Here is a 25,434-nt window from a genome sequence, read left to right as displayed (position 1 = left end):
TGTGGCTTCAAGATAATACTAGTTTGCTTCAACCATTGGTGTTTGGCCGACAGTATCACGCAACCTTTGCCAAATACTGCCCAAGTACTCATGCCAATAAAGCTCTGTTTGTTCTAAGTAACGCGCTTTAGGTGAGTATTTATCCCAAGGTTGACTTATCTCGCTAATAGCTAAGAAGTTGGTCGGGGCTGGGATTGGTTTAATGCCTGCTGCGTTGAACTCATACAATGCACGGCTCATGTGACTCGCAGAAGTGACTAACACAATCTCCTTTTGTTGAACGAATGCAGCCGCTTGACGCGCCTCTTCCCACGTATCTTTCGCATCTTCTAATAAAATGATATCGGATTTCGCGACTCCCAACGCAAGGGCAACGTTCGCCATCATTCGCGCGTGGCTAATTTCAGATCCGCCAGCATAGCCGGATAAGATTAATTTCGCGCCTGGATACATTCTTAAAATACGAATGCCCTCAGTTAAGCGCATTAATGCTGCACGGCTTAACTGCGAGGTGGGTGGAATTTCGTCATCGATAACATGACCATTCCCTAAAACCATCACGTAGTCGATGGTGCCAGAAACTGGCAAAAAGGCTTTATGCTCTCGCTCTAACGGCATAAGAAGCTTGGTTGAAACAGGTTGGAAGGCAACAAGAAAAATGCCAACAAAAGAGAATAGAACAACGAAGCAGCCAGTTTTACGTTTTGTAGTAAAACTAATGAGAGCAAGACCCAACAAGCCTATCAGCAGCAATGCCGGAAGGGGCATAAGCATGGCTGACACTACTTTTTTCAGCTCAAACATACATAAATAGTCCGAAAAAACATCAATTGATAATAAAAATGAGGGTATCCCTCTTTATTCCTGCTTTCCTTGTGCCAGAATAGCGGCACAATCCGTTATGATAACTCAGCAGAAGTGACAGAAGACCGCAATTTCGACGATATCGCCCACAAATTTGCAAAAAATATTTACGGCTCCGATAAAGGGGAGATCCGCCAAATCATTGTGTGGGAAGATTTTCTACAGATTCTAAGTGAATTAGATGCTGACCAGCAACCCCTAGAAGTGTTGGACGCTGGTGGTGGTTTGGCACAAATGTCGCAAAAGCTTGCTAAGCTCGGACATCGAATCGCTTTATGTGATCTATCTTCGGAAATGCTGCAGTTGGCTAAGCAGGATATTGAAAAAAACGGTTTGCTTGAGCAGTATCGCCTGATTCATTCGCCTGTCCAATCCATCGGTGAACATATGGATGGACAGGTCGATCTGGTTATGTTCCACGCTGTGATGGAGTGGCTGGTTGATCCTAAGGCCGCACTTGAAACAGTTCTTGAACAAGTAAAACCGGGAGGTATCGCATCAGTCATGTTCTACAACCACCACGGTTTAGTCTATAAAAACGTGGTTTGTGGCAACATTCCTCATATATTAGACGGCATGCCTCACCGAAAAAGATTTAAACTACAGCCGCAAAAAGGCTTAAAACCTGAAGAAGTCTACCAGTGGATAGAAAATTCAGGTTTTAATATTTGTGGCAAATCTGGTATTCGCTCATTTAGTGATTACATAGGCAATATGGAATACATGGGTGATTACGAGTTTGAAGATGTGTTGGCGCTAGAAAAACAACTTTGTCGACAAGAGCCATACCTCTCATTAGGCCGCTACATTCATGTGTGGGCTAAAAAGAACGATAAACAGGAATAACAATGAGTGAGATGACTCTCAATGCTGCAGAGCAACCAATCGATGAGCTGGTTGGCTGGGTTAAGCAGCACGATTTCTCGTTGAACCTGACCACAGAGCGATTGGCATTTTTGATAGCCATTGCCGTACTGAGTAATGAAAGGTTCGATGAAGAACTGGGTGAAGGTGAACTGCATGATGCATTTGCCATCGTCACTCGACTATTTGATGAGACCGGCGAAGCCTCCGCTTTTCGTGCGAACAATGCGATCAACGAGATGGTTAAGCAGCGTCTTATGAGCCGTTTTGTCAGTGAGATTACTGACGGAGCGAGCATTTACCGCTTGTCGCCATTAGCGATAGGAATAACCGACTACTACGTGCGTCATCGTGAGTTCTCAAAACTGCGTCTATCTATCCAGCTATCCATGGTAGCGGATGAAATGGCGAAAGCGATTGAGGCAGCACAAAAAGGTGGCACACCGGGTCACTGGAAGAAAAACGTATACGGTGTTTTAAAATATTCTGTAGGCGAAATCTTCGATCAAATTGACCTCAACCAACGTGTTATGGATGAGCAGCAACAGTCAGTGAAACAACAGATTGCTGACCTGCTTAACAAAGACTGGCGCGAAGCGATCAACAACTGTGAAGCACTTCTGTCAGAAACATCAAGCACGTTGCGTGAACTTCAAGATACGCTGCAAGCCGCCAGTGATGAACTGCAAACTCAGATCCTCGATATTCAAGAAATTGTTTACGGTGACCCTGAGCTGGAGTTTATCGAAGAAGCCTTGTTTGGTCTGCAAATGAAGCTGGACCGAATCACAAGCTGGGGCCAGCAAGCGATCGACCTTTGGATTGGTTATGACCGACACGTGCACAAGTTTATTCGTACTGCAATCGATATGGATAAGAACCGTGCGTTTAGCTCGCGTCTGCGTCAATCCGTCAAAGATTACTTCGATGCGCCTTGGTATCTGACTTATGCAGATGCGGAGAGGCTTTCTGACCTTCGTGATGAGGCCTTAGTACTGCGTGATGACGAGGTCACGGGTCAAGTTCCGATGGAAGTAGAATACGAAGAGTTTCAACAAGTCAATGATGAGCTGTCTGAACGAATTGGTGACATGCTAAAAGCGCATAAAGATCAAGGCACACCAATCGATTTGAGTGTGGTACTGCGAGATTACCTTGCACAGCACCCTTACACTCATCATTTTGATTTAGCTCGCATTATCGTCGATCAAGCTGTACGTCTAGGGTATTCAGAATCGGATTACCAAGCGATTCAACCAGACTGGAAAGCAATCAACGAATTTGGGGCAAAGGTACAAGCGAATGTCATCGACCGATACTAATGAATACATGTCAGAAAATCTGGCAAAAGCAATTTCTAACCCTCTGTTCCCAGCGCTAGACAGCATGCTTCGAGCAGGGCGTCATATCTCAAGTGAAGATCTAGACAACCACGCGTTGTTGTCGGATTTCGAACTTGAGCTTTCTTCTTTCTACCAACGCTACAACACCGAATTGGTGAAAGCGCCAGAAGGTTTCTTCTACCTTCGTCCACGTTCAACATCTCTGATTGGCCGTAGTGTTCTTTCTGAACTGGATATGCTGGTGGGTAAGGTACTGTGTTTCCTTTACCTAAGCCCAGAGCGTCTTGCGCACGAAGGCATCTTCACTAACCAAGAGCTGTACGACGAACTGCTTGCTCTAGCAGATGAAAATAAGCTGATGAAGCTAGTGACGAACCGTGCTACCGGTTCTGACCTTGATAAAGAAAAGCTGTTTGAAAAAGTACGTACGTCACTTCGTCGTCTGCGTCGCCTAGGCATGATCATCAACATCGGTGAAACCGGTAAATTCAGCATCAGTGAAGCGGTATTCCGCTTTGGGGCCGATGTACGTATTGGCGATGACATGCGTGAAGCGCAGCTGCGTCTGATCCGTGATGGTGAAGCAGTAGTGCACACCAAAGAGCCAAGCCAAGGCAGCTTATTGTCTGAAGAAGATCAAGACGACCAAGCCCAAGAAGAAACAACAGAAGAGGGTGAAGCATGAGCATGATTGAACGCGGTAAATACCAATCGCTGACCATGGTCAACTGGAACGGCTTCTTTGCCCGTACGTTTGACATCGATGGTCTGGTCACCACGCTATCAGGTGGTAACGGTGCAGGTAAATCAACCACAATGGCGGCGTTCATCACCGCATTGATTCCTGACCAAACGCTACTACACTTCCGTAACACGACAGAAGCAGGCAGCAGCCAATCGTCTCGCGACAAAGGTTTGTACGGTAAGCTACAGCCGGGCGCATGTTATGCGGCGCTAGACGTGGTGAACTCACGTAACCAACGCCTATTGTTCGCAGTAAAACTGCAGCAAGTTGCGGGTCGTGATAAGAAAGTAGACATCAAACCGTTTGTTATTCAAGGTCTTCCAAGCCATGTCAAACCAACGGATATCTTGGTTGAAAGCGTATCAGCGACTCAAGCTCGTGTACGTCAAATCAACGAAGTAAAAGAATCGATCGCAGAATTTGAAGGTGTTCAATTCAAAGCCTTCTCTTCTATCGTGGATTACCACGCGCAAATGTTTGAATTCGGTGTGATTCCGAAGAAACTGCGTAACTCTGGTGACCGTTCTAAATTCTACCGCCTGATCGAAGCATCGCTTTACGGTGGTATCTCAAGTGCGATTACCCGTTCGCTACGTGACTACCTTCTGCCACAAAACGGCGGCGTGAAGAAAGCGTTCCAAGATATGGAATCGGCGCTGCGTGAAAACCGCATGACGCTAGAAGCGATCAAAACTACGCAAGCAGACCGTGACTTGTTCAAACACTTGATCACAGAGTCGACTAACTACGTGGCAGCGGACTATATGCGCCATGCTAACGAGCGTCGTAAAAAACTAGAACAGACATTGTCTTTGCGTTCAGAGTTATTTGGTTCTCGCGAGACCTTGATTGAGCAAAACAATCTGCTTAATCGCGTTCAAGAAGAGCTGGAACTGCTGATCGAATCAGAATCTTCTTTAGAGCAAGACTACCAAGCGGCTTCTGATCACTTGCAACTGGTGCAAAACGCGCTGCGTCAGCAAGAGAAGATCGAACGCTACCAAGAAGATCTTGAAGAGCTGAGCGAGCGTCTTGAAGAACAAATGATGGTAGTGGAAGAAGCGCAAGAACGCGTGATGATGGCTGAAGAGCAAGCTACCGTTGCAGAAGAAGAGGTGGATAGCCTTAAGACGCAACTTGCTGATTACCAGCAAGCTCTTGACGTTCAGCAAACTCGCGCCCTTCAATATCAACAAGCAGTTCAAGCGCTGGAGAAAGCGAAGAAGCTACTTGGCGATGACAGCCTAACGGCGGAATCGGCTCAAGCGCTTGTCTCTGAGCTTAAGAGCAAAGAATCAGAAAACACCAATGCGTTGCTATCGGTTAAGCACAAGCTGGACATGTCTTCTGCAGCGGCAGAGCAGTTTGAAACCGCGCTTAAACTAGTACAAAGCATCGTTGGTCAAGTTGAGCGCAAAGACGCGTCTGAACATGCGAAAACCGCAATTGCGAAAGCGCGTGAGTCACAACAAATTGCACAAAACGAACAACAATGGCGAGCACAACACCGTGATCTCGAACGCAGCCTTAACCAGCAGCGTCAAGCACGTGAACTGGTTGCTGAATACAAAAAGCAATATCACGTTGAACTAACCGATGAGGTTACGTTTGAACAAGAACGTGAACGTCATGCGACGCAAATCGAATCACTAGAGATAGCTCAAGAAGAAGTTCGTGATCAGCGTGGTGAACAGCGCCGTCTAGAGCAAAACGCGGTGGCAGAAATCAGTAAGCTTGAAGCAATAGCACCAGCTTGGATTGCGGCGAACGATGCGCTAGAGAAACTGAGAGAGCAGAGCGGTGAAGAGCTTGAGGATCGCCATGCGGTAATGAACCACATGCAAGTTGTCCTTGAACAAGAAAGGGAGTTGTCTTTAGCTAAAGATAAGCTTGCTGAGCGCCGTAGCCAGCTAGACTCTGAGATTGAGCGTCTTGCTTCTCCTGGTGGTTCAAATGACCCTCGCCTGAAAGGTTTGGCAGATACGCTGGGCGGTGTATTGCTGTCTGAGATCTACGATGACATCACGATTGATGACGCGCCTTACTTCAGTGCGATGTACGGTCCGGCTCGTCACGCTATCGTTGTTTCTGACTTGTCAGGCATCGAAGAGAAACTGGTAGAGCTAGACGACTGTCCAGAAGACTTGTACATCATTGAAGGTGACATCGATGCCTTTGATGACAGCTCGTTCGATGCAGAAGAGTTAGAGGGCGCGGTTTGCGTTCGTATGAACGATCGCCAAATGCGTTACTCTCGCTTGCCTGAGATCCCATTGTTTGGCCGTGCGGCACGTGAGCAGCGTCTAGAGTTGCTGCGTAACGAACGAGAAGAAGTGGTAGAGAAACACGCAAAAGCGGCGTTTGATTCTCAGAAAATGCAGCGCTTGTACCAAGCGTTTAACCTATTTGTGTCTAACCACATTCAGGTTGCTTTTGACGCCGATCCAGAACAAGCACTGGCAACTATTCGTGATAAGCGTAACCAAATTGCTCGCGTGCTGGCGGATCTGGATGCGAAAGAGCAACAACAACGTTCTCAGCTTCAAACCAGCAAGCAAGCGTTGTCTTCTCTGGACAAGCTAGCGTCACACATGGTGCTTGTTGAAGATGAGTCATTGCAAGCGCGTTTTGATGAGCTAGAAGAGAAAATCGCTCAGCTTGCAGAGGCGAAGAACTTCTTAAGCAACCATGCAAAAGCCGTCGCGCAATTAGAGAATATTGCGTCTGCGCTTGATGCTGACCCAGAGCAATTCGATGCACTAGAAGCAGAATACAAAGCGGCAGACGAGCGGCTACAAGATCTTAAGAAGCAAATCTTTGCACTCTCGGATCTCGTTGAACGTCGTCACTACTTCGCTTACTCTGATTCAGTAGACCTACTGAACAAGAGTAGCGAACTGAGTGAGCAGCTAAAAGCTAAACTGGTTCAAGCTGAACAAATGCGTACTCGCTCTCGTGAAGAGTTGAAGCAATCGCAAGGTCAAATGAACCAATACAACCAAGTATTAGCTTCATTGAAGAGTTCACACCAAGCGAAACTGGAAACGGTTCAAGAGTTCAAACAAGAGCTTCAAGAGTTTGGCGTGAACGCTGACGAAGGTGCAGAAGAGCGCGCAATGCGTCGTCGTGACGAATTGCACGAGCGTCTACACACGTCTCGCAGCCGTAAGAGCGAATACGAGCGCACGATCACCTCTACTGAACTAGAGATGAAAGGCTTGGCAAAACGTCTGAAGAAAGTTCAGAAAGAATACGTTGAGCTGCGTACGTTCGTGGTTGCTGCGAAAGCTGGCTGGTGTTCAGTACTTCGTCTGGCGCGTGAGAATGATGTTGAGCGTCGTCTACACAAGCGTGAACTGGCTTACATGTCAGCGGATGAACTGCGTTCGATGTCGGATAAATCACTGGGTGCGCTGCGTCTAGCGGTTGCGAACAATGACGACCTGCGTGATGCGCTGCGTCTATCAGAAGATAACGCACGTCCAGAGCGTAAAGTTCTGTTCTATATTGCTGTATACCAACACCTTCGTGAGCGTATTCGTCAGGATATCATCCGTACTGATGACCCAGTTGAAGCAATCGAAGAGATGGAAGTCGAGCTGGCGCGTCTAACGGAAGAGCTAACCCAACGTGAAAACCGTCTAGCGATCAGCTCTGAGTCGGTAGCGAGCATTATCAAGAAGACGATTCAACGTGAGCAAAACCGTATTCGTATGCTGAACCAAGGCCTGTCGAACATCTCGTTTGGTCAGGTGAAGGGCGTACGTCTAAACGTGAAGATCCGCGAAAGTCACGAAGTGCTACTGAACGGCCTAGCGACACAACAAGAGCAGCATAAAGACCTGTTTGAATCGACTCGCTTTACCTTCTCTGAAGCAATGGCGAAACTGTTCCAACGCGTGAACCCACACATCGATATGGGTCAACGTTCACCTCAAGTTCTGGGTGAAGAGCTACTGGATTACCGTAACTACCTAGAGCTAAGTGTAGAAGTGAACCGTGGTACAGATGGTTGGCTACAGGCTGAGTCTGGCGCGCTATCAACAGGTGAAGCGATCGGTACCGGTCAGTCAATCCTTCTTATGGTTGTTCAAAGCTGGGAAGAAGAGTCTCGTCGTCTACGCAGCAAAGACATTGTGCCTTGTCGTCTGCTGTTCTTGGATGAAGCCGCGCGTCTGGATGCGAAATCGATCGCGACATTGTTCGAATTGTGTGACCGTCTGGATATGCAGCTTCTTATCGCGGCGCCTGAAAACATCAGCCCAGAGAAAGGTACGACCTACAAACTGGTGCGTAAGGTGTTTAAAGATCACGAACACGTACACGTGGTTGGCTTGCGTGGTTTTGGTCAAACGGATAAGCCTAAGACTGAAGCACAAGAGATGATTGAAGAGTTTGAATCGTAAACTGCGAATCTAACAAAACGCCCGCAATGAACGCGGGCGTTTTTGTATCTGTTTACGAGGCAGGCTTCGAAATACATAAGATAAGCCGAGACTGTAGGACGGCAGTCTCGGCTTATTAACGGAACTTAATGAGGAAGCGACGTTTATTCCTCTGGAATATCGTCCCTGACTTCGATCATTTCAGCAAGCTCTTCAAGTGCTTGGACAGAAAGCTCAGACAAGCGTTGTAGGTGTTGGTCTAAGCTCTCTTGTTCTTCAAGCTCTGGTTCATCATTATTTGTTTCTTTTATTAGCATTTCCCAACCTCTCAAGTTGAGTAAGGGGAGCTCTCATCATACTCAAAAGGCAAAGTAGAAAAGAAACGATCTATGTTGATTTTGTTAGCTCGATCATTGATTCAACTTATATATGAGAAGGATGTGTTTAATAAGGAGAGCAAGTGCAAGGTTTTTGGATGCGGGAACAAAAACGCCAGTAATCATGACAATTACTGGCGAGTAATAACGAACGTTAGGTCGGAGGGTTAGAACAACGGCTTCACACCGAACTGCTCTGCTGCGTAAGCGACGCGTTCAATCGGTTTTGGATACTCAGCAGGTGTGCCAAGGCTCTCTATGTGTTTCAAACGAGGAAGCAAGCCTGCACCATTAGCGATTTGGATTGCCAGACCAGGGCGAGCGTTAAGCTCTAAAACCATAGGTCCTTCATCTTTATCCAGCACCATATCCGTACCCATGTATCCCAAACCTGTCATTTCCCAGGCACTTGACGCAAGCTCCAGCAAGCGCTCCCAATGCGGTACTTGAAGGGTCGAAAGGTCTTTACCTGTATCAGGGTGATGAGTCACTGGATGATCGAACTGCACCGCTCTGACGGCTTTACCTGTCGCGATGTCAATGCCTACTCCTACGGCACCTTGGTGAAGGTTTGCTTTACCGTCGGAAGCCGCTGTAGAACAGCGCATCATCGCCATAACTGGATAACCTTTAAATACGATGATCCGAACATCTGGTACGCCTTCATAACTGAAGCCATCAAAACAGTCATCAAACTTGATTAAGTTTTCAACCACAGCAACGTCATTTTTACCACCAAGAGAGAAAAGGCCAGCAAGCGCATTACTAATGTGACGCTCGACCTCATCCCTACCAATTGTAGAGCCGGAGGGTTTGGTATATACCCCGTTTTTGTGAGACGTAACAACCAGAATGCCTTTACCGCCACTACCTTGTGCAGGTTTGATTACAAAACCAGGCCAGTTCTCAACCATTTTGTGGATAGTCTTAACTTCAGCTTGGTTATGAATGACACCGATCAGGGCAGGAACTGTTGCTCCTGCTGCCTGTGCAATAATTTTGGTCTTTAGCTTGTCATCGACAAGTGGGTATTTAGAACGATCATTGTAACGGCCAATATAGCTGTGGTTACGCTTGTTCATCCCCATAATGCCTTTATGGCGAAGCTTAGACGGCGAAGTAAAACTTTCGAACATCGTTTAGTCCTCCGCTAGTGGTTTGAAGCGTCGTAGCTCAGTGAGGCGGTAACCTGTGTAAGTACCTAGTAATAGAATACCGGCCAGAACAATCAACTGTAGACCAATGAAGTTAAAGGTTAAGTGTTGAATGTATGAGTTCGTCATTGCAAGGTAAACTAATACTGCTGTCAGCAATGAACCACCACCTTGCAGAGCAACTTCCTTCGCACCTTCTTCTTCCCATAGGATTGACATACGTTCAATCGTCCAAGACAAGATGATCATAGGGAAGAAGGTAATTGTTAGGCCTTCTGTTAAGCCCATTTTAAACGCAACAACGGTGAACACCGAGATGATCATAATAACGGTAATAATGACCGCAGATATCCTTGCTACCAGCAATAAGTTCAACCTAGACAAATAGCTTCGAATAATCAGGCCTGTACCTACAATTAGCAAGAAACCGACAATACCCGTTAATAGTTGAGTTTGAACAAAAGCAACGGCAATCAACACAGGCATGAAGGTACCGGATGTTTTCAGGCCGATAATCACACGCAAGAACACAACGATCAGAGCACCAATAGGGATGAGCATGATGGTTTTGAACATCGCTTGCTCTTCCAAAGGTAGGCTATGAATTGAAATATTCAGTAATCCATCTGCTTCTATTTTGTTGTTTGTAGCTTGTTGTGGTGTCATTTCTTGCTTAATCATCGAGAAATGCACTTGGCTATTTTTACCACCAACAAGGTCAAGTAAGGATACGTTTGATTCATCCCACACTAACAAGTTGGGTTTCACTGCTTTTTGTTCGGATTTTGGCGAAAACAGTACCCAATCTTTACCTGACCAAACCTGAACCATTGGTTGAATTGTTTGGCGTCGACGACCATCTTCTAGTTCGATAACACCGACGGTTTTGCTCTGTATACCTGCGGTAAGCAAAATATTATGCAGTGCATCAGTACGGCTGAAATCGTTCAGTAGTAGCGACGAGTTTTGGCTATCTGGGTCATTAAGCGCTTTGATAAGCTCACGAGTAAACGTCACATTATCGGCTGAGCGACTCATCGCACGTTCGATAAGGGCATTTGCCGCTGCTGCTTGTGGTGCTGATAGCGTTGGTGGCGTAATGTCTTCCGTTGGCGGTAAAGGAGTGACTTTAGCCTGAGGGTCTACTAAGAACTGGGCTTTGTAGTATATGGTTTGTGGCCCTTGAGCTTGGCGAATTGACCATTCTGCACGACGGCCTGAATCGTCATTGATGTAGGAAACGCCATAACCTGATGAGGAAGCAGATTCACCGATAAGTGTGTAACCACTTTGTGTATGAGGTGCTGCAAGTGACGCTTTTACTTCGTTGCCGTTAGCATTGAACTCAATACGAGCTTCTACATCCCATACCTGGCGAGTTTCGCCTGGCGTCCAAGGCACGCCGTAGTTTTCATGTCTGAAAACACTCAGAGCAATGCCCGCAATCACCAATAAGATGATAGAAAGGTAAAACGGTATTTTTGACGTCATAATCTACCTTATTATTTTTTATCTTCGTCCGTTTGGATATAGGTACGACTTACATCGACAAGTGCTATGTCGCGCATAAATTCTCTACCCAGTAAAATAGGATGGTTCATATGTGAGCGATCTGCCAACGTAAATTGCGCTTTTTCATGAATTTTTCCAACGCGCACCCAAAGTTCTACCACAGCGCGGCGTTCTAACTCTTCACTGGTAACCTGGCGGATTTTGACGTAGCGAATGACAGGAGCTTCGATCCAAGTACTTTTCTCTTCTTCGGATTTACTGGTGTCTGCTAAGTGGAATCGGACCCATTTTTTGCCATTTCTTTCGAACTCTTCAATATCAACGGCATTTAAAGACGACGTCGCGGCACCAGTGTCGATACGTGCATCAAAAGTTTGCTTAATCGACTCTACAGTGACCTTTTCGATAGAGCCAAGGACAATATCGTGAGTTGGGGTTGGTTCCACAGGAGCGGGAGATTGGACAATAATCGGCTCTTTCGGTTTTTTTACTTCTGCCATTGCTTCATCGCGAAATGTAAGAAGTTCAACCTGTAGTTTATCGACTTGTTCTTCAAGGCTGTCGATATAGTCCGATTGGTTGCTGAGCTGTAGCTCTAGGTTGGTAATGCGATTATTGACATTCGCTTCTGAATTTTGAATCGCCGCTAACGTTTCTTGGTGGTACTGTTCGCCTTTGGTTAGTGAGCATCCAGATAGTAAGGCGATGGCAACAATCGGGGTCAATCGTAATAACATTGAAAACCTTGGGATTGGATTAAGTTGTTTATTTTTTAGGAGTTTAGCTTATATCGATAAAGCCTCACAAGTAAGAATGTTTCTCTATTACTTATTGTTTGAGGAATAGTGATGAAAAGCCAAAAATCAAGGACATAAAAGCGCATCCTTATTTAGAGCGTGCTTATATTTTGACGTGAAAAATGGATTCAAAAAACAAACTCGCTCATTACGAGGAAAGAGGGTAATGTCTTAACTCGTAAAATGAGTTAAGACAATGTCAGGAATCTCAGCGAATTATGATTTGCGAGCGACAAGAACCGCGCGGCGAGGGGCAGGATAGCCTTCTACAGTTTTGCTTGGGTCGTTCGGATCTAAGTAGTCAGGTAGAGAGTTATGCGTCATCCAATCTGTGGTACGTTGTTCATCTACGGATGTGATGTTTTCATCAACGATACGAACATCTTCAAAACCGACCAATTCTAGCCACACTTTTAGGGCTTTTGCTGAAGGGAAGAAATAGACATTACGCATTTGCGCGTAACGAGAAGTCGGGACCAGTACTGCATTCTCATCACCTTCAATCACGAGTGTTTCCAATACGAGTTCACCTCCAGATACCAATTGATCTTTTAGTTGCACTAAATGATCGAGAGGCGAGCGGCGATGGTAAAGCACGCCCATGCTGAATACCGTATCGAACGCTTCTAACTTAGGTAGTTGTTCAATGCCCAATGGCAGTAGGTGTGCACGTTGGTCATCGCCCATTAGTTTACGAATTGCTTCGAACTGAATCAGGAACAGGTGAGATGGATCGATACCGACAGTTAAGCGTGCACCTTCGCCTAGCATGCGCCACATGTGGTAGCCGTTACCACAACCTACATCGAGTACGCTGCGATTCTTTAATGGTGAAATATGCGGAAGCACGCGGTCCCATTTCCAATCACTGCGCCACTCAGTATCAATATGGATGCCGTGTACGTGGTATGGGCCTTTGCGCCAAGGATGGAATGTACGAAGTAAGCTTTCTAGCTTTTTAAGTTCCCCTTGAGGCATCGGCTCATTGTTTGAAATCGTGACAGAATCAACAATGTCGATGTTGTCCGGTCTACCCGCTGGGATTTTGTTCAGGGCTTTCAACCAGCGACCAAAGTCACCGTGCTCTGCATTTTGCCAATCCGTTAGCTGTTGCGGAAGCACATTAAGCCAAGGTTGAAGACGAGTGTCTTGGGCAATCAATTGGTAGAAATTTGCAAAGTTAAACATAGTTAGTCAATCGCTGAGTTGATGGGTATAAATTATTAACAAAAGCCGAAATCGGTATGGTTCAGGCTTGGTATGCATGGTCTATTTAATCGCGAACATGGAGCCGAAGTTAAAGCATTGGAACCAAACGTCGTAGCTAGAAAAGCCAATTTTAGCGAAACGCTCTTTATGTTCTTTCTTTGAATCTGGGCGCATTACGTTTTCTATCGCGCTACGCTTTTGGCTGATTTCTAGTTCGCTATAACCATTCGCACGTTTAAAGTCGTGGTGAAGGTCAATTAACAGTTCGTTCGACACTTCATCTTCGAAGACGAACTTCTCCGATAGAATCAAAATGCCGCCTGGACGCAGGCCTGCGTAAATTTTCTCGAGCAAGGAGTAACGATCTTCTGGAGAGAGGAATTGCAAAGTGAAGTTCAACACCACCACTGACGCGTTTTCAATTTCGATATTGCGAATGTCTGCTTCTACTACATCCACAGGAGTGTCACTGCGGTAAGCGTTGACGTGAAGTTTACAACGCTCAACCATCGCTGGAGAGTTGTCCACTGCGATGATTTGGCAACCTTCTTGTTTGATATGGCGACGCATAGACAATGTTGCAGCACCCAAAGAACAGCCAAGGTCATAGATGTTTGAGTGAGGTTTTACAAAACGCTCTGCCAGCATACCGATTGCAGAAATGATATTGCTGTAACCCGGTACCGATCGTTGAATCATGTCAGGAAATACTTCCGCTACGCGTTCATCGAACGTGAAATCCCCAATTTTATCGATTGGAGCCGAAAAAATAGTATCTGGATTGCTCTTAGGGTTCATAACTAAGTCTCTGCATACAAGCCGCCTGAAAATGTCAGGCACCAAAAAAGGCGCGTATTTTATGGGAATTTCGCGCCTCTGTCATGTGTTGCGTTAGAACATCTGTAACTGCGAGTTGCCATCGTCAGCAGGGAAAGGCGCTAACTCAGGGAGCGTGATACGCTTTTGTATGTCTTTATATAGGTTTGCGGCCAACTCTGGCGCAATTATATTGTCTGCGGTATGGATCATGACATATGGCTGTTTACCTTCGGCAATCCATTGTGGCAACTTGTTGAGCCATGGTTTAAAAAACTCGTAATTTTGCTGTTCTTCTGGATGACCAATAAAGCGAATCAAAGGGTGTGAAGCGGTAGCAATGGCGTGAACAGGGACTCGTGGTTTTTTCATTTGTGCATCAATAATCGCCTCATTGTCGGGCTTAGCGGCAAAGACTGGGCGGCTATCCATAATAATGCGGTCAATATTATTCTCTACTAACCATTGGTTAAGTGCTCGCTCTTCTTCGCCTTTGGAGAAAAATGCCATATGGCGAACCTCAACACCGAGAGGGAAGTTAGGTGGAAAGCTCGCACAGAACTTTTTCAGTCGATCAAGGTGCTCAGGACCAAATGCGGCTGGTAATTGAATTGTCCATTGGCCCACACGGTCATGCAAAGGCTCCATGACCTTCATGAAGTCTCTCAGTTGTTCGCTGCAACCTCTTAGCATTTGCTCATGAGTGATGGCTTTAGGAAGTTTGAAAGTAAAGCGAAAATCATCGTGGGTTGCGGCTCTCCAGTTTTGCACTGTATTGAGCGTCGGTGTGGCATAAAATGTCGTGTTGCCTTCCACGGTATGAAACACTTGCGCATACCTTTCTAAACGTTCAGCGGGCTTTGTCCCGCTGCCGTAAAAACTTTGTTGCCATTGATTGTGCGACCACATCGTCAATCCAAGTCGAAGAGGTAAGTTATCCATTATTCTTTACTGCTTGCTACTCGTGTGAATACTTTACGAGAGTTTTGCTGAAATAGGTAATTTCACGCTATAATCCTCCCCAATTTTTTCGCTTTGGTGCGCTTTTGAACATTTGTTGTACTAAAAAGCACCAGTGAATGATAAAACACACGTAATTGTATGTTGAGTAGTCGATTTTCGTGGACATTCAGCGTATAACTGAATCTTTACTCTGCTTAGCAATGAGGCTGACAGAGCGTAGTTAACAACATTTGAGAGATTGGGAATTTCATTATGCGTACCCATTACTGTGGTCACCTGAACAAGTCCCTTGCAGGACAAACTGTAGAACTTTGCGGCTGGGTTAACCGTCGTCGTGATTTAGGCGGTCTTATTTTTATTGATATGCGAGATCGCGAAGGTATCGTTCAGGTAGTTGTTGATCCAGATATGGCGGATGCGTATGAAGTGGCGAACACACTTCGTAATGAATTCTGTATCAAACTAACGGGTGAAGTGCGCGTTCGCCCAGAGAGCCAAGCAAACAAAGACATGGCAACAGGTGAAGTCGAGATCCTTGCGAAAGGTCTTGAAATCATCAACCGTTCTGATGTTCTGCCTCTAGACTTCAACCAAAAGAACTCTGAAGAGCAGCGCCTGAAGTATCGTTACCTAGATCTACGTCGTCCAGAAATGAGCGACCGCATCAAGCTACGTGCTAAAGCGTCTAGCTTTGTTCGTCGTTTCCTAGATGACAACGGCTTCCTAGACATCGAAACACCAGTACTAACAAAAGCGACACCAGAAGGCGCTCGTGACTACCTAGTACCTAGCCGTGTTCACAAAGGCAGCTTCTACGCGCTTCCTCAGTCTCCACAGCTATTCAAACAGCTTCTAATGATGTCTGGTTTTGACCGTTACTACCAAATCGTTAAGTGTTTCCGTGATGAAGACTTGCGTGCTGACCGTCAACCAGAATTCACTCAGATCGATATCGAAACGTCATTCATGACGGCTGACCAAGTTCGTGCAACGACTGAGAAAATGGTTCGTGAAATGTGGCAAGAGCTACTAAACGTTGACCTAGGTGAATTCCCAGTAATGCCGTTCAGCGAAGCGATTCGTCGTTTCGGTTCTGACAAGCCAGACCTACGTAACCCACTGGAACTAGTAGACGTTGCTGACCTAGTGAAAGACGTTGAGTTCAAAGTATTCTCAGGTCCAGCAAACGACGAAAAAGGCCGAGTTGCCGTTATTCGCGTTCCAGGTGGTGCATCTTTGACTCGTAAGCAAATTGATGGCTACGGTGAATTCGTTGGTATCTACGGTGCGAAAGGTCTAGCTTGGATGAAGGTTAACGACCGTGCAGCGGGCATCGAAGGTATCCAATCTCCAGTCGCTAAGTTCCTAAATGAAGACGTGATCAACGGCATTCTAGATCGTACTCAAGCGGAATCTGGTGACATTATCCTATTTGGCGCTGATAAAGCGGGCATCGTTGCAGAAGCAATGGGTGCGCTACGTTTGAAACTAGGTAAAGACCTAGAGCTAACGGATGAGTCTGCATGGGCTCCACTATGGGTTGTTGACTTCCCAATGTTCGAAGAAGATGACGAAGGCAACCTACACGCGATGCACCACCCATTCACATCGCCTCTAGGTGTGACTGCAGAAGAGCTAAAAGCAAACCCTGCTGCGGCAAATTCTAACGCTTACGATATGGTTCTAAATGGCTACGAAGTGGGCGGCGGCTCTGTTCGTATCCACAACGCAGATATGCAAGAAGCCGTATTTGATATTCTAGGTATCACACCTGAAGAGCAACAGCTTAAGTTCGGTTTCCTGCTTGATGCGCTGAAATTCGGTACGCCTCCACATGCTGGTCTTGCATTTGGTCTAGACCGTCTAGTAATGCTGCTATGTGGCACAGAGAACATCCGTGATGTTATCGCGTTCCCTAAAACAACAGCAGCGGCGTGTCTACTAACAGACGCACCAAGTATTGCGAACCCAGCAGCGCTAGAAGAGCTAGCAATCGCAGTAACTGCAGCGAAAGAAAAAGACGCAGAATAAGCGCACAACATTTGAAGAAAACTCCCGCAACTGCGGGAGTTTTTGTTTAAATAAACCCAAGAAACTTCCAAAGCAATTTCCCAAGCAACGCTTTTAGAACATGTTTTGTTATTAAGCGTCAAAATACATTAAAAGGTGAATTATGGCTGGTCATAGTAAATGGGCGAATATTCGTCACCGTAAAGCAGCGCAAGATGCGAAGCGCGGCAAAATCTTTACTAAATTAATACGTGAAATCGTTGTTGCGGCAAAAGAGGGGGGCGGTGAGCCAGAAAATAACCCACGTTTGCGAGCAGCAATTGATAAAGCACTGTCTAACAACATGACACGTGACACTGTCAACCGCGCTGTCAGCCGAGGTGCTGGTGGTGAAGGCGACGACAACATGGAAACCGTGATCTATGAAGGTTATGGTCCAGGTGGTACGGCGGTCATGGTCGAATGTATGACGGATAACCGAAATCGTACGGTATCTGGCGTACGCCATGCATTCTCAAAGTCAGGCGGTAATCTGGGGACGGATGGTAGCGTCAACTATCTTTTCGACAAGAAAGGCGTGATTTCATATGGCCCAGGTTTAGATGAGGATGCGGTAATGGAAGTAGCATTAGAAAGTGGTGCTGATGACATTGAAACGGCAGAAGATGGCTCGATTGATGTCTACACGGCCCCAGGCGATTTTGGACTCGTAAAAGATGCCCTTGATGCCGCAGGGTTTGAGGCAGAGAACGCTGAGGTGTCGCTGATCCCATCTACGAAAGCAGATTTGGATGCGGATACTGCGCCAAAACTACTTCGTTTGATTGACGCTTTGGAAGATCTGGACGACGTTCAAGAGGTTTATCACAATGGTGATATCTCTGACGACGTTGCGGCTACGCTAGATTAAACTCAAGGTGTCGGGAGCGGTATTTGCTCCGAAGTTAGCAAGTAATAATAAAAAGACTGAGGCCGAATTAGGCCTCATTTTTAGGAACATTCATGTCAATTATTTTGGGCATTGACCCAGGTTCGCGCATTACCGGCTATGGGGTCATTCGTCAAAATGGACGCCACTTGCAATACCTTGGTAGTGGCTGCATTCGTACTTCAGAAAAAGAACTTCCGGGTCGGCTTAAACAGATTTATGCAGGCGTCACGGAAATCATTACCCAGTTTCAACCGGACGTTTTCGCGATCGAGCAAGTGTTTATGGCCAAAAACGCGGATTCAGCGCTAAAACTTGGCCAAGCTCGTGGCAGTGCAATTGTTGCTGCGGTGAATGCGGAGTTGCCGGTATTTGAATACGCGGCTCGTCTTATTAAGCAAGCTGTCGTCGGCACTGGTGGCGCGGACAAAGCGCAAGTTCAGCATATGGTTCAGCAGATGCTTAAATTGCCCGCCAAGCCTCAAGCGGATGCGGCCGATGCTTTAGGTGTGGCGATTTGTCATGCCAATACTAACAAGACTCTCGTTGCCTTAGCGGGCAAAGCAACCAGTGCCAGAAAAGGGCGCTATCGATAAAATTAACTGGATGTCTATCCAGTTCTTTATTATCCTGTCGCAAATTCATTTCCAAAGAGTATTTATAGTGATTGGACGTCTTCGTGGCATACTGATTGAAAAACAACCACCTGAAGTATTAATTGAAGTTAATGGCATTGGCTATGAAGTCCAGATGCCAATGAGCTGTTTTTACGAACTGCCAAATGTTGGCGAAGAAGCCATTATTTATACTCACTTTGTTGTCCGTGAAGATGCGCAATTGCTATACGGTTTCAACACGGTAAAAGAACGAGCACTTTTCCGTGAAGTGATCAAAGCCAATGGCGTTGGTCCTAAACTCGGTCTTGGTATTCTCTCTGGTATGACGGCAACGCAATTTGTTACTTGTGTGGAACATGAAGACGTTTCTACGCTGGTTAAGCTTCCAGGCGTTGGCAAGAAAACCGCAGAGCGATTGGTTGTTGAAATGAAAGACCGCTTGAAAGGGTGGGGCGCTGGCGATCTATTTACACCATTTACGGATGCTGCTCCTGCGGATTCTAGTGCGACATCCAACAACGCGGAAGAAGAGGCAATCAGTGCGCTTCTAGCTCTAGGTTACAAGCCGACTCAAGCGTCGAAAGTGGTGTCTCAGATCGCTAAACCGGACATGAGCAGTGAGCAAATGATCCGTGAAGCTCTAAAATCAATGGTGTAACGCTGGTTGCACAGTGAACATTTATTCAAGATAACTCATTATCTAAGGTTAATGCCAATCGCTTAACGATGTTTTTTTGTGTCATTCCAGCGAGTCTGGCGAGACTAGAAATCTAATAGCAGCACGCTGAGCGGTTAGTGAAACAATTTGACCATAAATCGCTCGGATAGAAGATCCTGTATCACGCTCCTTCGTCGCTGTACAGGATAACGAGATATAGAAATATGCCACTTGCTGTTAAACGAGCGGCATTATTCTCTCAGGTAACCATTTTTCAAGGTAAAAAGATGATTGAAGCCGATCGTTTAATCGCGCCAGAAAACCCTGCCTTTCGTGATGAAGATGTCATTGATCGTGCTATTCGGCCAAAAAAATTAGCGGATTACCAAGGTCAGGACCATGTCCGTGACCAAATGGAAATCTTCATTAAAGCTGCTCAGTTACGTAGCGAAGCACTTGATCATCTTTTGATTTTTGGTCCCCCAGGTTTGGGTAAAACCACACTTGCGAACATCGTTGCCAATGAAATGGAAGTGAACATTCGCACTACTTCAGGCCCTGTACTTGAGAAAGCAGGCGATTTGGCCGCGCTGTTAACCAACCTCGAAGAAAACGATGTGTTGTTCATCGATGAGATTCACCGCTTGAGCCCGATGGTTGAAGAGGTGCTGTATCCGGCGATGGAAGATTATCAACTGGATATTATGATCGGTGAAGGTCCGGCCGCTCGTTCTATTAAGATCGATTTACCACCGTTTACGTTAATTGGTGCGACGACCCGAGCGGGCTCTTTGACGTCACCATTGCGCGACCGCTTTGGTATTACTCAGCGCCTTGAGTTTTATAAGATAAAAGACCTCCAAGATATCGTGCAGCGAAGCGCGGATTGTTTAGGTTTATCAATGGAACCTGAAGGTGCATTGGAAGTGGCAAGACGTGCGCGTGGCACACCACGTATTGCTAACCGTTTGCTACGCCGTGTTCGTGATTATGCGGAAGTAAAAGGCAATGGTCACATTTGTGCCGATGTTGCTGATAAGGCGTTGAATATGCTTGATGTGGACGCCGAAGGCTTCGATTACATGGACCGTAAGCTACTACTCGCGATTATGGAAAAATTTGGTGGTGGTCCGGTCGGGCTCGACAACATGGCAGCGGCGATAGGTGAAGAAAAGGACACTATTGAAGACGTTCTTGAGCCTTATCTTATTCAGCAAGGTTATTTACAACGCACTCCGCGTGGAAGAATCGCGACAGATCGTGCGTATTTGCATTTCGGAATTGAAAAATAAGATTCCCTCGCTGGGCCTTTGTTGCCCAGCGCTTCATTAAAGTTGACCAAACTCACATTTTTTGAATTTTTTCTCATACTGGTTTAGTAAGTAAAAAGCATTGATTGTTAACTCGATGTTTGCTTGCAACTGGTTAATTTCTCTCCTGATTACTCTCTCTTAACATCCGTATCCAATACTGGTTGATCTAGATCAATGTGATGGATTTTTGTGCAAATTCCGCGCATAAACATTGATGTATATCAAAGCGCGTTACGGCTATAAACCTTTTGAAACAATCTGTTTTTACAAGTAATATTAGCCCCAGCTATATTAGCTGATGCTTAACAATTAACTAACCAATGAAGCACATTTTTGCAACAATGAGTTGTGATAATTCAACATTTTTCAAGTGTAAATAACACCTGAATATGGATTGCAATATGTAGAGAGTGTCATTCAGCCGACACATAGGAGTTACCATGATTGACGTAGTTGATCTATCGCGGTTGCAGTTTGCACTGACAGCGATGTATCACTTCCTATTCGTACCATTGACCCTTGGTATGGCCTTCCTTCTGGCCATTATGGAATCGATGTACGTAATGACGAACAAGCAAATCTATAAGGACATGACCAAGTTCTGGGGTAAGCTATTCGGTATTAACTTTGCACTTGGTGTGGCGACAGGCCTTACCATGGAGTTCCAGTTTGGTACGAACTGGTCTTACTACTCCCACTATGTAGGTGATATCTTCGGTGCACCGCTAGCGATCGAAGCACTTGTCGCATTCTTCCTGGAGTCAACTTTTGTTGGTCTATTCTTCTTCGGGTGGGATCGTCTATCTAAACGCCAACACTTAGCGGTTACCTGGCTTGTTGCACTAGGCTCTAACTTCTCTGCTCTTTGGATTCTTATCGCAAACGGCTGGATGCAAAACCCAGTAGGCGCAGATTTCAACTTCGAAACCATGCGAATGGAAATGGTGAGCTTCTCTGAGGTTGTACTAAACCCAGTTGCTCAGGTTAAGTTCGTGCATACGGTTGCTTCTGGTTACACTTGTGGCGCAATGTTTATTCTAGGCATCAGTTCATACTACCTATTAAAAGGTCGTGACATTGCGTTTGCTCGTCGTTCGTTTGCTATTGCTGCTTCTTTCGGTATTGCAGCTATCTTATCTACCATCGTTCTTGGTGACGAATCTGGCTACGAGCTTGGTGAAGTTCAAAAAGTGAAACTCGCTGCAATTGAAGCAGAGTGGCACACTGAACCTGCACCTGCCGCATTTACGTTATTTGGTGTTCCTAACCAGGAAACGATGCATACCGATTACGCAATTAAGATCCCTTACGTAATGGGTATTATCGCGACACGCTCTTTTGATGAGCAAGTAACAGGTCTTCGTGATTTACGTGATGAACACGTCGATCGTATTCGTGACGGCATGTACGCTTATGAACTTCTAGAGAAGCTTCGTGCGGGCGACAAGTCAGAAGAAAACATGACTGCGTTTGATGAAGTGAAAGGTGACCTAGGTTACGGTCTACTTCTAAAACGCTACACAGACAATGTTGTTGATGCAACAGAAGAGCAAATCCAAGCTGCTGCGGACGACTCAATCCCAACAGTATGGCCGCTATTCTGGTCATTCCGTATCATGGTTGCTTGTGGCTTCATCATGTTGTTTGTCTTTGGTGCGGCGTTTATCCAAACGTGTCGTCAGAAGATTGAACAGAAACAATGGATTCTAAAAGCTGCACTATTTAGCATTCCACTACCTTGGATTGCAATTGAAGCGGGTTGGTTCGTCGCTGAGTACGGCCGTCAACCTTGGGCTGTAGGTGAAATTTTACCAGTGCATGTTGCAGCTTCTGCACTAACTGCAGGTGAAATCTGGACTTCACTCTTCGCAATTCTGGCGCTATACACGGTATTCCTGATTGCAGAAGTTTACCTAATGTTGAAATTCGCTCGTAAAGGCCCAAGTAGCCTGAAAACGGGTCGCTACCACTTCGAGCAAAATGCTGACTCTGTTGAAGACAAAGTTAGTCGCCAAGTAGAAGCGTAAGGTAAGGAGATAACAAGATGTTTGATTACGAAATCTTGCGACTCATCTGGTGGGTACTAATCGGTGTTCTACTAGTTGGTTTTGCAGTAACAGACGGCTTCGATATGGGTGTAGGCGCGCTTGTACCTATCATCGGTAAAAACGACACGCAACGCCGTGTCATGATTAACTCAATTGCTCCTCACTGGGATGGTAACCAAGTTTGGCTTATCACTGCTGGTGGTGCACTGTTCGCTGCTTGGCCTTTGGTTTACGCAACGTCATTTTCAGGCTTCTACTTAGCGATGATTTTGACACTAGCAGCGCTATGGCTTCGTCCTCTGGGCCTAGACTACCGTTCTAAAATCGAAGATCCAAAATGGCGCAATACCTGGGATATCTGTATCTCAATCAGTGGTTTTGTTCCGCCAATCATCTTTGGTGTAGCGTTTGGTAACCTTCTACAAGGTGTACCATTCCAATTGAGTGAGTTCTTGATGCCAACATACCATGGCTCATTCTTTGGTCTACTAAACCCATTTGCACTGTTGTGTGGTCTAGTAAGCTTGTTCATGATTTTGATGCAAGGTTCTACTTGGCTACAAATGAAAACAACAGGCGAAGTGCATGTGCGTGCGCGCAACGTTGCTCAGTTGGCTGGTTTACTGACGGTTGCTGCGTTTGTAGCGGCTGGTTTCTGGATCCAAAATATCGATGGCTACGTCATTGTTGGCGGTATCGACACTAACGCTGCTTCTAACCCTCTAAACAAAGAGGTTATCCGTGAAGCTGGTGCGTGGATGAAGAACTTTGAAAACTACCCACTACTATGGGCTGCTCCTGTATTAGGTGTTGCAATGCCGCTTCTCGCTGTATTGGCATCTCGTCTTGAAAAATGTGCGATTTCGTTCATTACTTCAAGCTTGGGTGTTGCTGGTGTTATCTTTACTGCAGGTTTTGCGATGTTCCCATTCATCATGCCTTCAGACTTAATGCCAAGCCACAGCTTAACAATGTGGGATGCAACGTCATCTGAGCTGACTCTGAACCTAATGACAGGCGTTGCGTTTGTTATGGTGCCAATCATCCTTGGTTACACATCTTGGACTTACTACAAGATGTTTGGTCGCCTTGATGACCAGTACATTGAAGACAACAAAAACTCACTTTACTAAGGAGCATTTACTATGTGGTATTTCGCATGGATTCTAGGTGTACTACTTGCTTGTGCATTCGGTATCATCAACGCTCTTTGGCTAGAGCACTCAGAAATGATGGATAAAGACAGTGAGTAACTTCGCTGATAAGGTAGCGAAACTTCACGCACCAATGGATAAGACTCTGCTACGAGTCTTATCTCTCATCCTTGGCTTTATGCACGTAGGATTGGTGATGTGGGACCCTGAAGCTTACCATCAAGCAATTGGTGGTTTTAACTCAATCATCGCACCAGCACTGATTTGGTCTGTATGTTCAAGCATGGTGTATGGGGTGGGCTTCAAGCCAAGAAACTGGTACTGGCAAGTTTTGTTTAGTCCTTATTTCTCGTTAGCTATCTTGATTTATCTAACGGCACTTTATTTCATTTAGGCTGAAATATGCTGTAATAAAGTCGGTTACTAAATCATCGAATAAAAGCTAGGTATCTCGCCTAGCTTTTATTTTTTCTACAAATTTCAAAAATATTTCCTTAGCTCGGTACCAATTGCTGTCGCTTCAGTTATAGTAATTACTTTAAAGAATTGAATATATTGGTACTCCCTTGCAAGGCACATCAAATCTCTTTCACTGGCCGATCACCGTGTACTATGAAGACACTGATGCGGGCGGTGTTGTATATCATTCTAATTATCTAAAATTCTTTGAGCGCGCACGGACAGAGATGTTACGTGCTAAAGGCATTTCTCAACATGTGTTACTGGAACAAAATATCGGCTTTGTTGTCCGACACATGGATATCGATTTCAACCAAGGGGCTAGGCTGGAAGAGCATCTGACAGTCGTAACCCGAGTGTCAGAAATAAAACGTGCTTCTCTGCAATTCTGTCAAGAGTTGGTCAATGATCAAGGCAAGATATTGTGCAAGGCCTCGGTTAAGGTAGCATGTATCGATAATAAGAAAATGAAACCAATAGCTATTCCAACCTTTATAAATTCGGAGCTAACAAATAGTGACTGCTGATATTTCCATTTTAGATCTCTTTCTTCAGGCCAGTCTGTTGGTAAAGCTTGTGATGCTGACGTTGCTTGGCATGTCAATTGTGTCATGGGCAATGATCATCAAGCGCAGCAAAGTGCTTTCTCAAGCATCAAAAAATGCAGAGCAGTTTGAAGACAAATTTTGGTCGGGTACTGATCTTTCTCAGCTTTACCAAAAAGTAAAAGCGCGTAAAGACGAAATTGAAGGCACAGAAGAAATCTTCTACGCAGGTTTTACAGAGTTTGCTCGCCTACGTAAGAGCAACGCAAATTCACCAGCTTACATCATGGAAGGCACTGGCCGCGCAATGCGCGTTGCTGTTTCTCGTGAAGTTGATGAGCTAGAAACAAGCTTACCGTTTTTGGCAACAGTCGGTTCTATAAGCCCTTATATCGGCCTATTTGGTACCGTTTGGGGCATCATGCACGCCTTTATTGCGCTGGGTGAAGTAAAGCAAGCTACGTTGTCTATGGTTGCACCGGGTATCGCCGAGGCACTTATCGCGACAGCGATGGGTCTATTTGCGGCTATTCCGGCAGTAATGGCGTACAACCGCCTAAGCAATAAAGTGAGTAAACTAGAGCACACTTACGCAACATTTTCTGAAGAATTCCACAGCATCCTTCATCGTCAAGCGATGGCTGGCCGAGACAGTGCGGATAAGGAATAAAGC

Annotated in this window: 23 protein-coding genes; 15 read left to right on the top strand and 8 right to left on the bottom strand. The window is 45.7% G+C overall.

From position 1 onward, the window contains the following. Nucleotides 1-18 precede the first annotated feature (18 nt). Nucleotides 19-804, bottom strand: a complete 786-nt coding sequence (elyC, locus tag R7E47_RS15530) for an envelope biogenesis factor ElyC (protein WP_005387893.1) — start codon at nt 802-804, stop codon at nt 19-21. Between the two features lie 114 nt (nt 805-918). Between elyC and cmoM the strand changes: the two genes are divergently transcribed. From cmoM to mukB, 4 genes are read left to right on the top strand one after another with little or no spacing between them, the layout of a single operon-like run. Next, nucleotides 919-1,710 carry a tRNA uridine 5-oxyacetic acid(34) methyltransferase CmoM gene (cmoM, locus tag R7E47_RS15525; protein WP_025766915.1) on the top strand — a complete coding sequence of 264 codons (792 nt, stop codon included), beginning with the start codon at nt 919-921 and terminating at the stop codon, nt 1,708-1,710. 2 nt (nt 1,711-1,712) lie between these two features. Beyond that, nucleotides 1,713-3,050, top strand: coding sequence for a chromosome partition protein MukF (gene mukF, locus R7E47_RS15520; protein WP_017634722.1), 1,338 nt, complete (start codon nt 1,713-1,715; stop codon nt 3,048-3,050). Then, on the top strand, nt 3,031-3,756 hold the full coding sequence (gene mukE / locus R7E47_RS15515; protein ID WP_005378379.1) for a chromosome partition protein MukE: 726 nt from the start codon (nt 3,031-3,033) through the stop codon (nt 3,754-3,756). The genes mukF and mukE overlap by 20 nt, the downstream gene beginning before the upstream one ends. Nucleotides 3,757-3,758: 2 nt before the next feature. Then, nucleotides 3,759-8,222, top strand: coding sequence for a chromosome partition protein MukB (gene mukB / locus R7E47_RS15510; RefSeq protein ID WP_033905342.1), 4,464 nt, complete (start codon nt 3,759-3,761; stop codon nt 8,220-8,222). 143 nt (nt 8,223-8,365) lie between these two features. Here the strand turns inward: mukB and R7E47_RS15505 are convergent, their stop codons facing one another. The 7 genes from R7E47_RS15505 to R7E47_RS15475 all read right to left on the bottom strand — a co-directional run bounded on the left by R7E47_RS15505 (nt 8,366) and on the right by R7E47_RS15475 (nt 15,008). Next, on the bottom strand, nt 8,366-8,518 hold the full coding sequence (locus R7E47_RS15505; RefSeq protein ID WP_005378381.1) for a hypothetical protein: 153 nt from the start codon (nt 8,516-8,518) through the stop codon (nt 8,366-8,368). Nucleotides 8,519-8,745: 227 nt separating this feature from the next. Then, complete coding sequence (locus R7E47_RS15500) at nt 8,746-9,714, bottom strand: alpha-L-glutamate ligase-like protein (RefSeq protein ID WP_005378387.1); 969 nt, start codon at nt 9,712-9,714, stop codon at nt 8,746-8,748. Nucleotides 9,715-9,717: 3 nt separating this feature from the next. After that, nucleotides 9,718-11,223 carry an inactive transglutaminase family protein gene (locus R7E47_RS15495; RefSeq protein WP_005378389.1) on the bottom strand — a complete coding sequence of 502 codons (1,506 nt, stop codon included), beginning with the start codon at nt 11,221-11,223 and terminating at the stop codon, nt 9,718-9,720. Between the two features lie 11 nt (nt 11,224-11,234). Continuing rightward, on the bottom strand, nt 11,235-11,981 hold the full coding sequence (locus tag R7E47_RS15490; protein ID WP_005378391.1) for an ATP-dependent zinc protease: 747 nt from the start codon (nt 11,979-11,981) through the stop codon (nt 11,235-11,237). A gap of 276 nt (nt 11,982-12,257) precedes the next feature. Further along, entirely contained in the window at nt 12,258-13,229 is a 972-nt protein-coding gene (cmoB, locus tag R7E47_RS15485) for a tRNA 5-methoxyuridine(34)/uridine 5-oxyacetic acid(34) synthase CmoB (protein WP_005387902.1), read from the bottom strand. A gap of 81 nt (nt 13,230-13,310) precedes the next feature. Next, nucleotides 13,311-14,048 (bottom strand): carboxy-S-adenosyl-L-methionine synthase CmoA, encoded by a 738-nt coding sequence (cmoA, locus tag R7E47_RS15480; protein ID WP_017635063.1) that lies wholly within the window; start codon nt 14,046-14,048, stop codon nt 13,311-13,313. Between the two features lie 93 nt (nt 14,049-14,141). Continuing rightward, the gene (locus tag R7E47_RS15475) at nt 14,142-15,008 is read right to left on the bottom strand and encodes a DUF72 domain-containing protein (protein WP_033905053.1); all 867 of its coding nucleotides are present in this window, start codon (nt 15,006-15,008) and stop codon (nt 14,142-14,144) included. Between the two features lie 273 nt (nt 15,009-15,281). Here R7E47_RS15475 and aspS point away from each other — a divergent pair, with 273 nt between their 5' ends. The 11 genes from aspS to tolQ all read left to right on the top strand — a co-directional run bounded on the left by aspS (nt 15,282) and on the right by tolQ (nt 25,431). Continuing rightward, nucleotides 15,282-17,060 (top strand): aspartate--tRNA ligase, encoded by a 1,779-nt coding sequence (gene aspS, locus R7E47_RS15470; RefSeq protein ID WP_258483675.1) that lies wholly within the window; start codon nt 15,282-15,284, stop codon nt 17,058-17,060. A gap of 142 nt (nt 17,061-17,202) precedes the next feature. Then, nucleotides 17,203-17,949 carry a YebC/PmpR family DNA-binding transcriptional regulator gene (locus R7E47_RS15465; protein WP_005378402.1) on the top strand — a complete coding sequence of 249 codons (747 nt, stop codon included), beginning with the start codon at nt 17,203-17,205 and terminating at the stop codon, nt 17,947-17,949. A 92-nt stretch (nt 17,950-18,041) separates the two neighbouring features. Beyond that, complete coding sequence (gene ruvC / locus R7E47_RS15460) at nt 18,042-18,563, top strand: crossover junction endodeoxyribonuclease RuvC (protein WP_005387909.1); 522 nt, start codon at nt 18,042-18,044, stop codon at nt 18,561-18,563. 67 nt (nt 18,564-18,630) lie between these two features. Then, entirely contained in the window at nt 18,631-19,242 is a 612-nt protein-coding gene (ruvA, locus tag R7E47_RS15455; RefSeq protein ID WP_017820041.1) for a Holliday junction branch migration protein RuvA, read from the top strand. A 287-nt stretch (nt 19,243-19,529) separates the two neighbouring features. Further along, nucleotides 19,530-20,534, top strand: coding sequence for a Holliday junction branch migration DNA helicase RuvB (ruvB, locus tag R7E47_RS15450; RefSeq protein ID WP_005378312.1), 1,005 nt, complete (start codon nt 19,530-19,532; stop codon nt 20,532-20,534). A 461-nt stretch (nt 20,535-20,995) separates the two neighbouring features. Continuing rightward, nucleotides 20,996-22,582, top strand: a complete 1,587-nt coding sequence (gene cydA / locus R7E47_RS15445) for a cytochrome ubiquinol oxidase subunit I (protein WP_005378311.1) — start codon at nt 20,996-20,998, stop codon at nt 22,580-22,582. Nucleotides 22,583-22,599: 17 nt separating this feature from the next. After that, nucleotides 22,600-23,736 (top strand): cytochrome d ubiquinol oxidase subunit II, encoded by a 1,137-nt coding sequence (gene cydB / locus R7E47_RS15440; RefSeq protein ID WP_006742909.1) that lies wholly within the window; start codon nt 22,600-22,602, stop codon nt 23,734-23,736. A gap of 12 nt (nt 23,737-23,748) precedes the next feature. Further along, nucleotides 23,749-23,856: a cytochrome bd-I oxidase subunit CydX gene (cydX, locus tag R7E47_RS15435; RefSeq protein ID WP_000270284.1), complete on the top strand. Its 108-nt coding sequence runs from the start codon at nt 23,749-23,751 to the stop codon at nt 23,854-23,856. Beyond that, nucleotides 23,849-24,151, top strand: a complete 303-nt coding sequence (ybgE, locus tag R7E47_RS15430) for a cyd operon protein YbgE (RefSeq protein WP_213871542.1) — start codon at nt 23,849-23,851, stop codon at nt 24,149-24,151. The genes cydX and ybgE overlap by 8 nt, the downstream gene beginning before the upstream one ends. 172 nt (nt 24,152-24,323) lie before the next feature. Continuing rightward, on the top strand, nt 24,324-24,743 hold the full coding sequence (gene ybgC / locus R7E47_RS15425) for a tol-pal system-associated acyl-CoA thioesterase (protein ID WP_258497233.1): 420 nt from the start codon (nt 24,324-24,326) through the stop codon (nt 24,741-24,743). Next, entirely contained in the window at nt 24,733-25,431 is a 699-nt protein-coding gene (gene tolQ, locus R7E47_RS15420) for a protein TolQ (protein WP_005378301.1), read from the top strand. Before ybgC ends, tolQ begins: the two co-directional genes overlap by 11 nt. Nucleotides 25,432-25,434: the final 3 nt, after the last annotated feature.

This window comes from Vibrio sp. Vb1026 (assembly GCF_033338745.1).
Taxonomy (GTDB): Bacteria; Pseudomonadota; Gammaproteobacteria; order Enterobacterales; family Vibrionaceae; genus Vibrio; species Vibrio alginolyticus.
The sequence above is the reverse complement of the archived record's forward strand: the minus strand, read 5'-3'. Positions and strand labels throughout refer to the sequence as shown.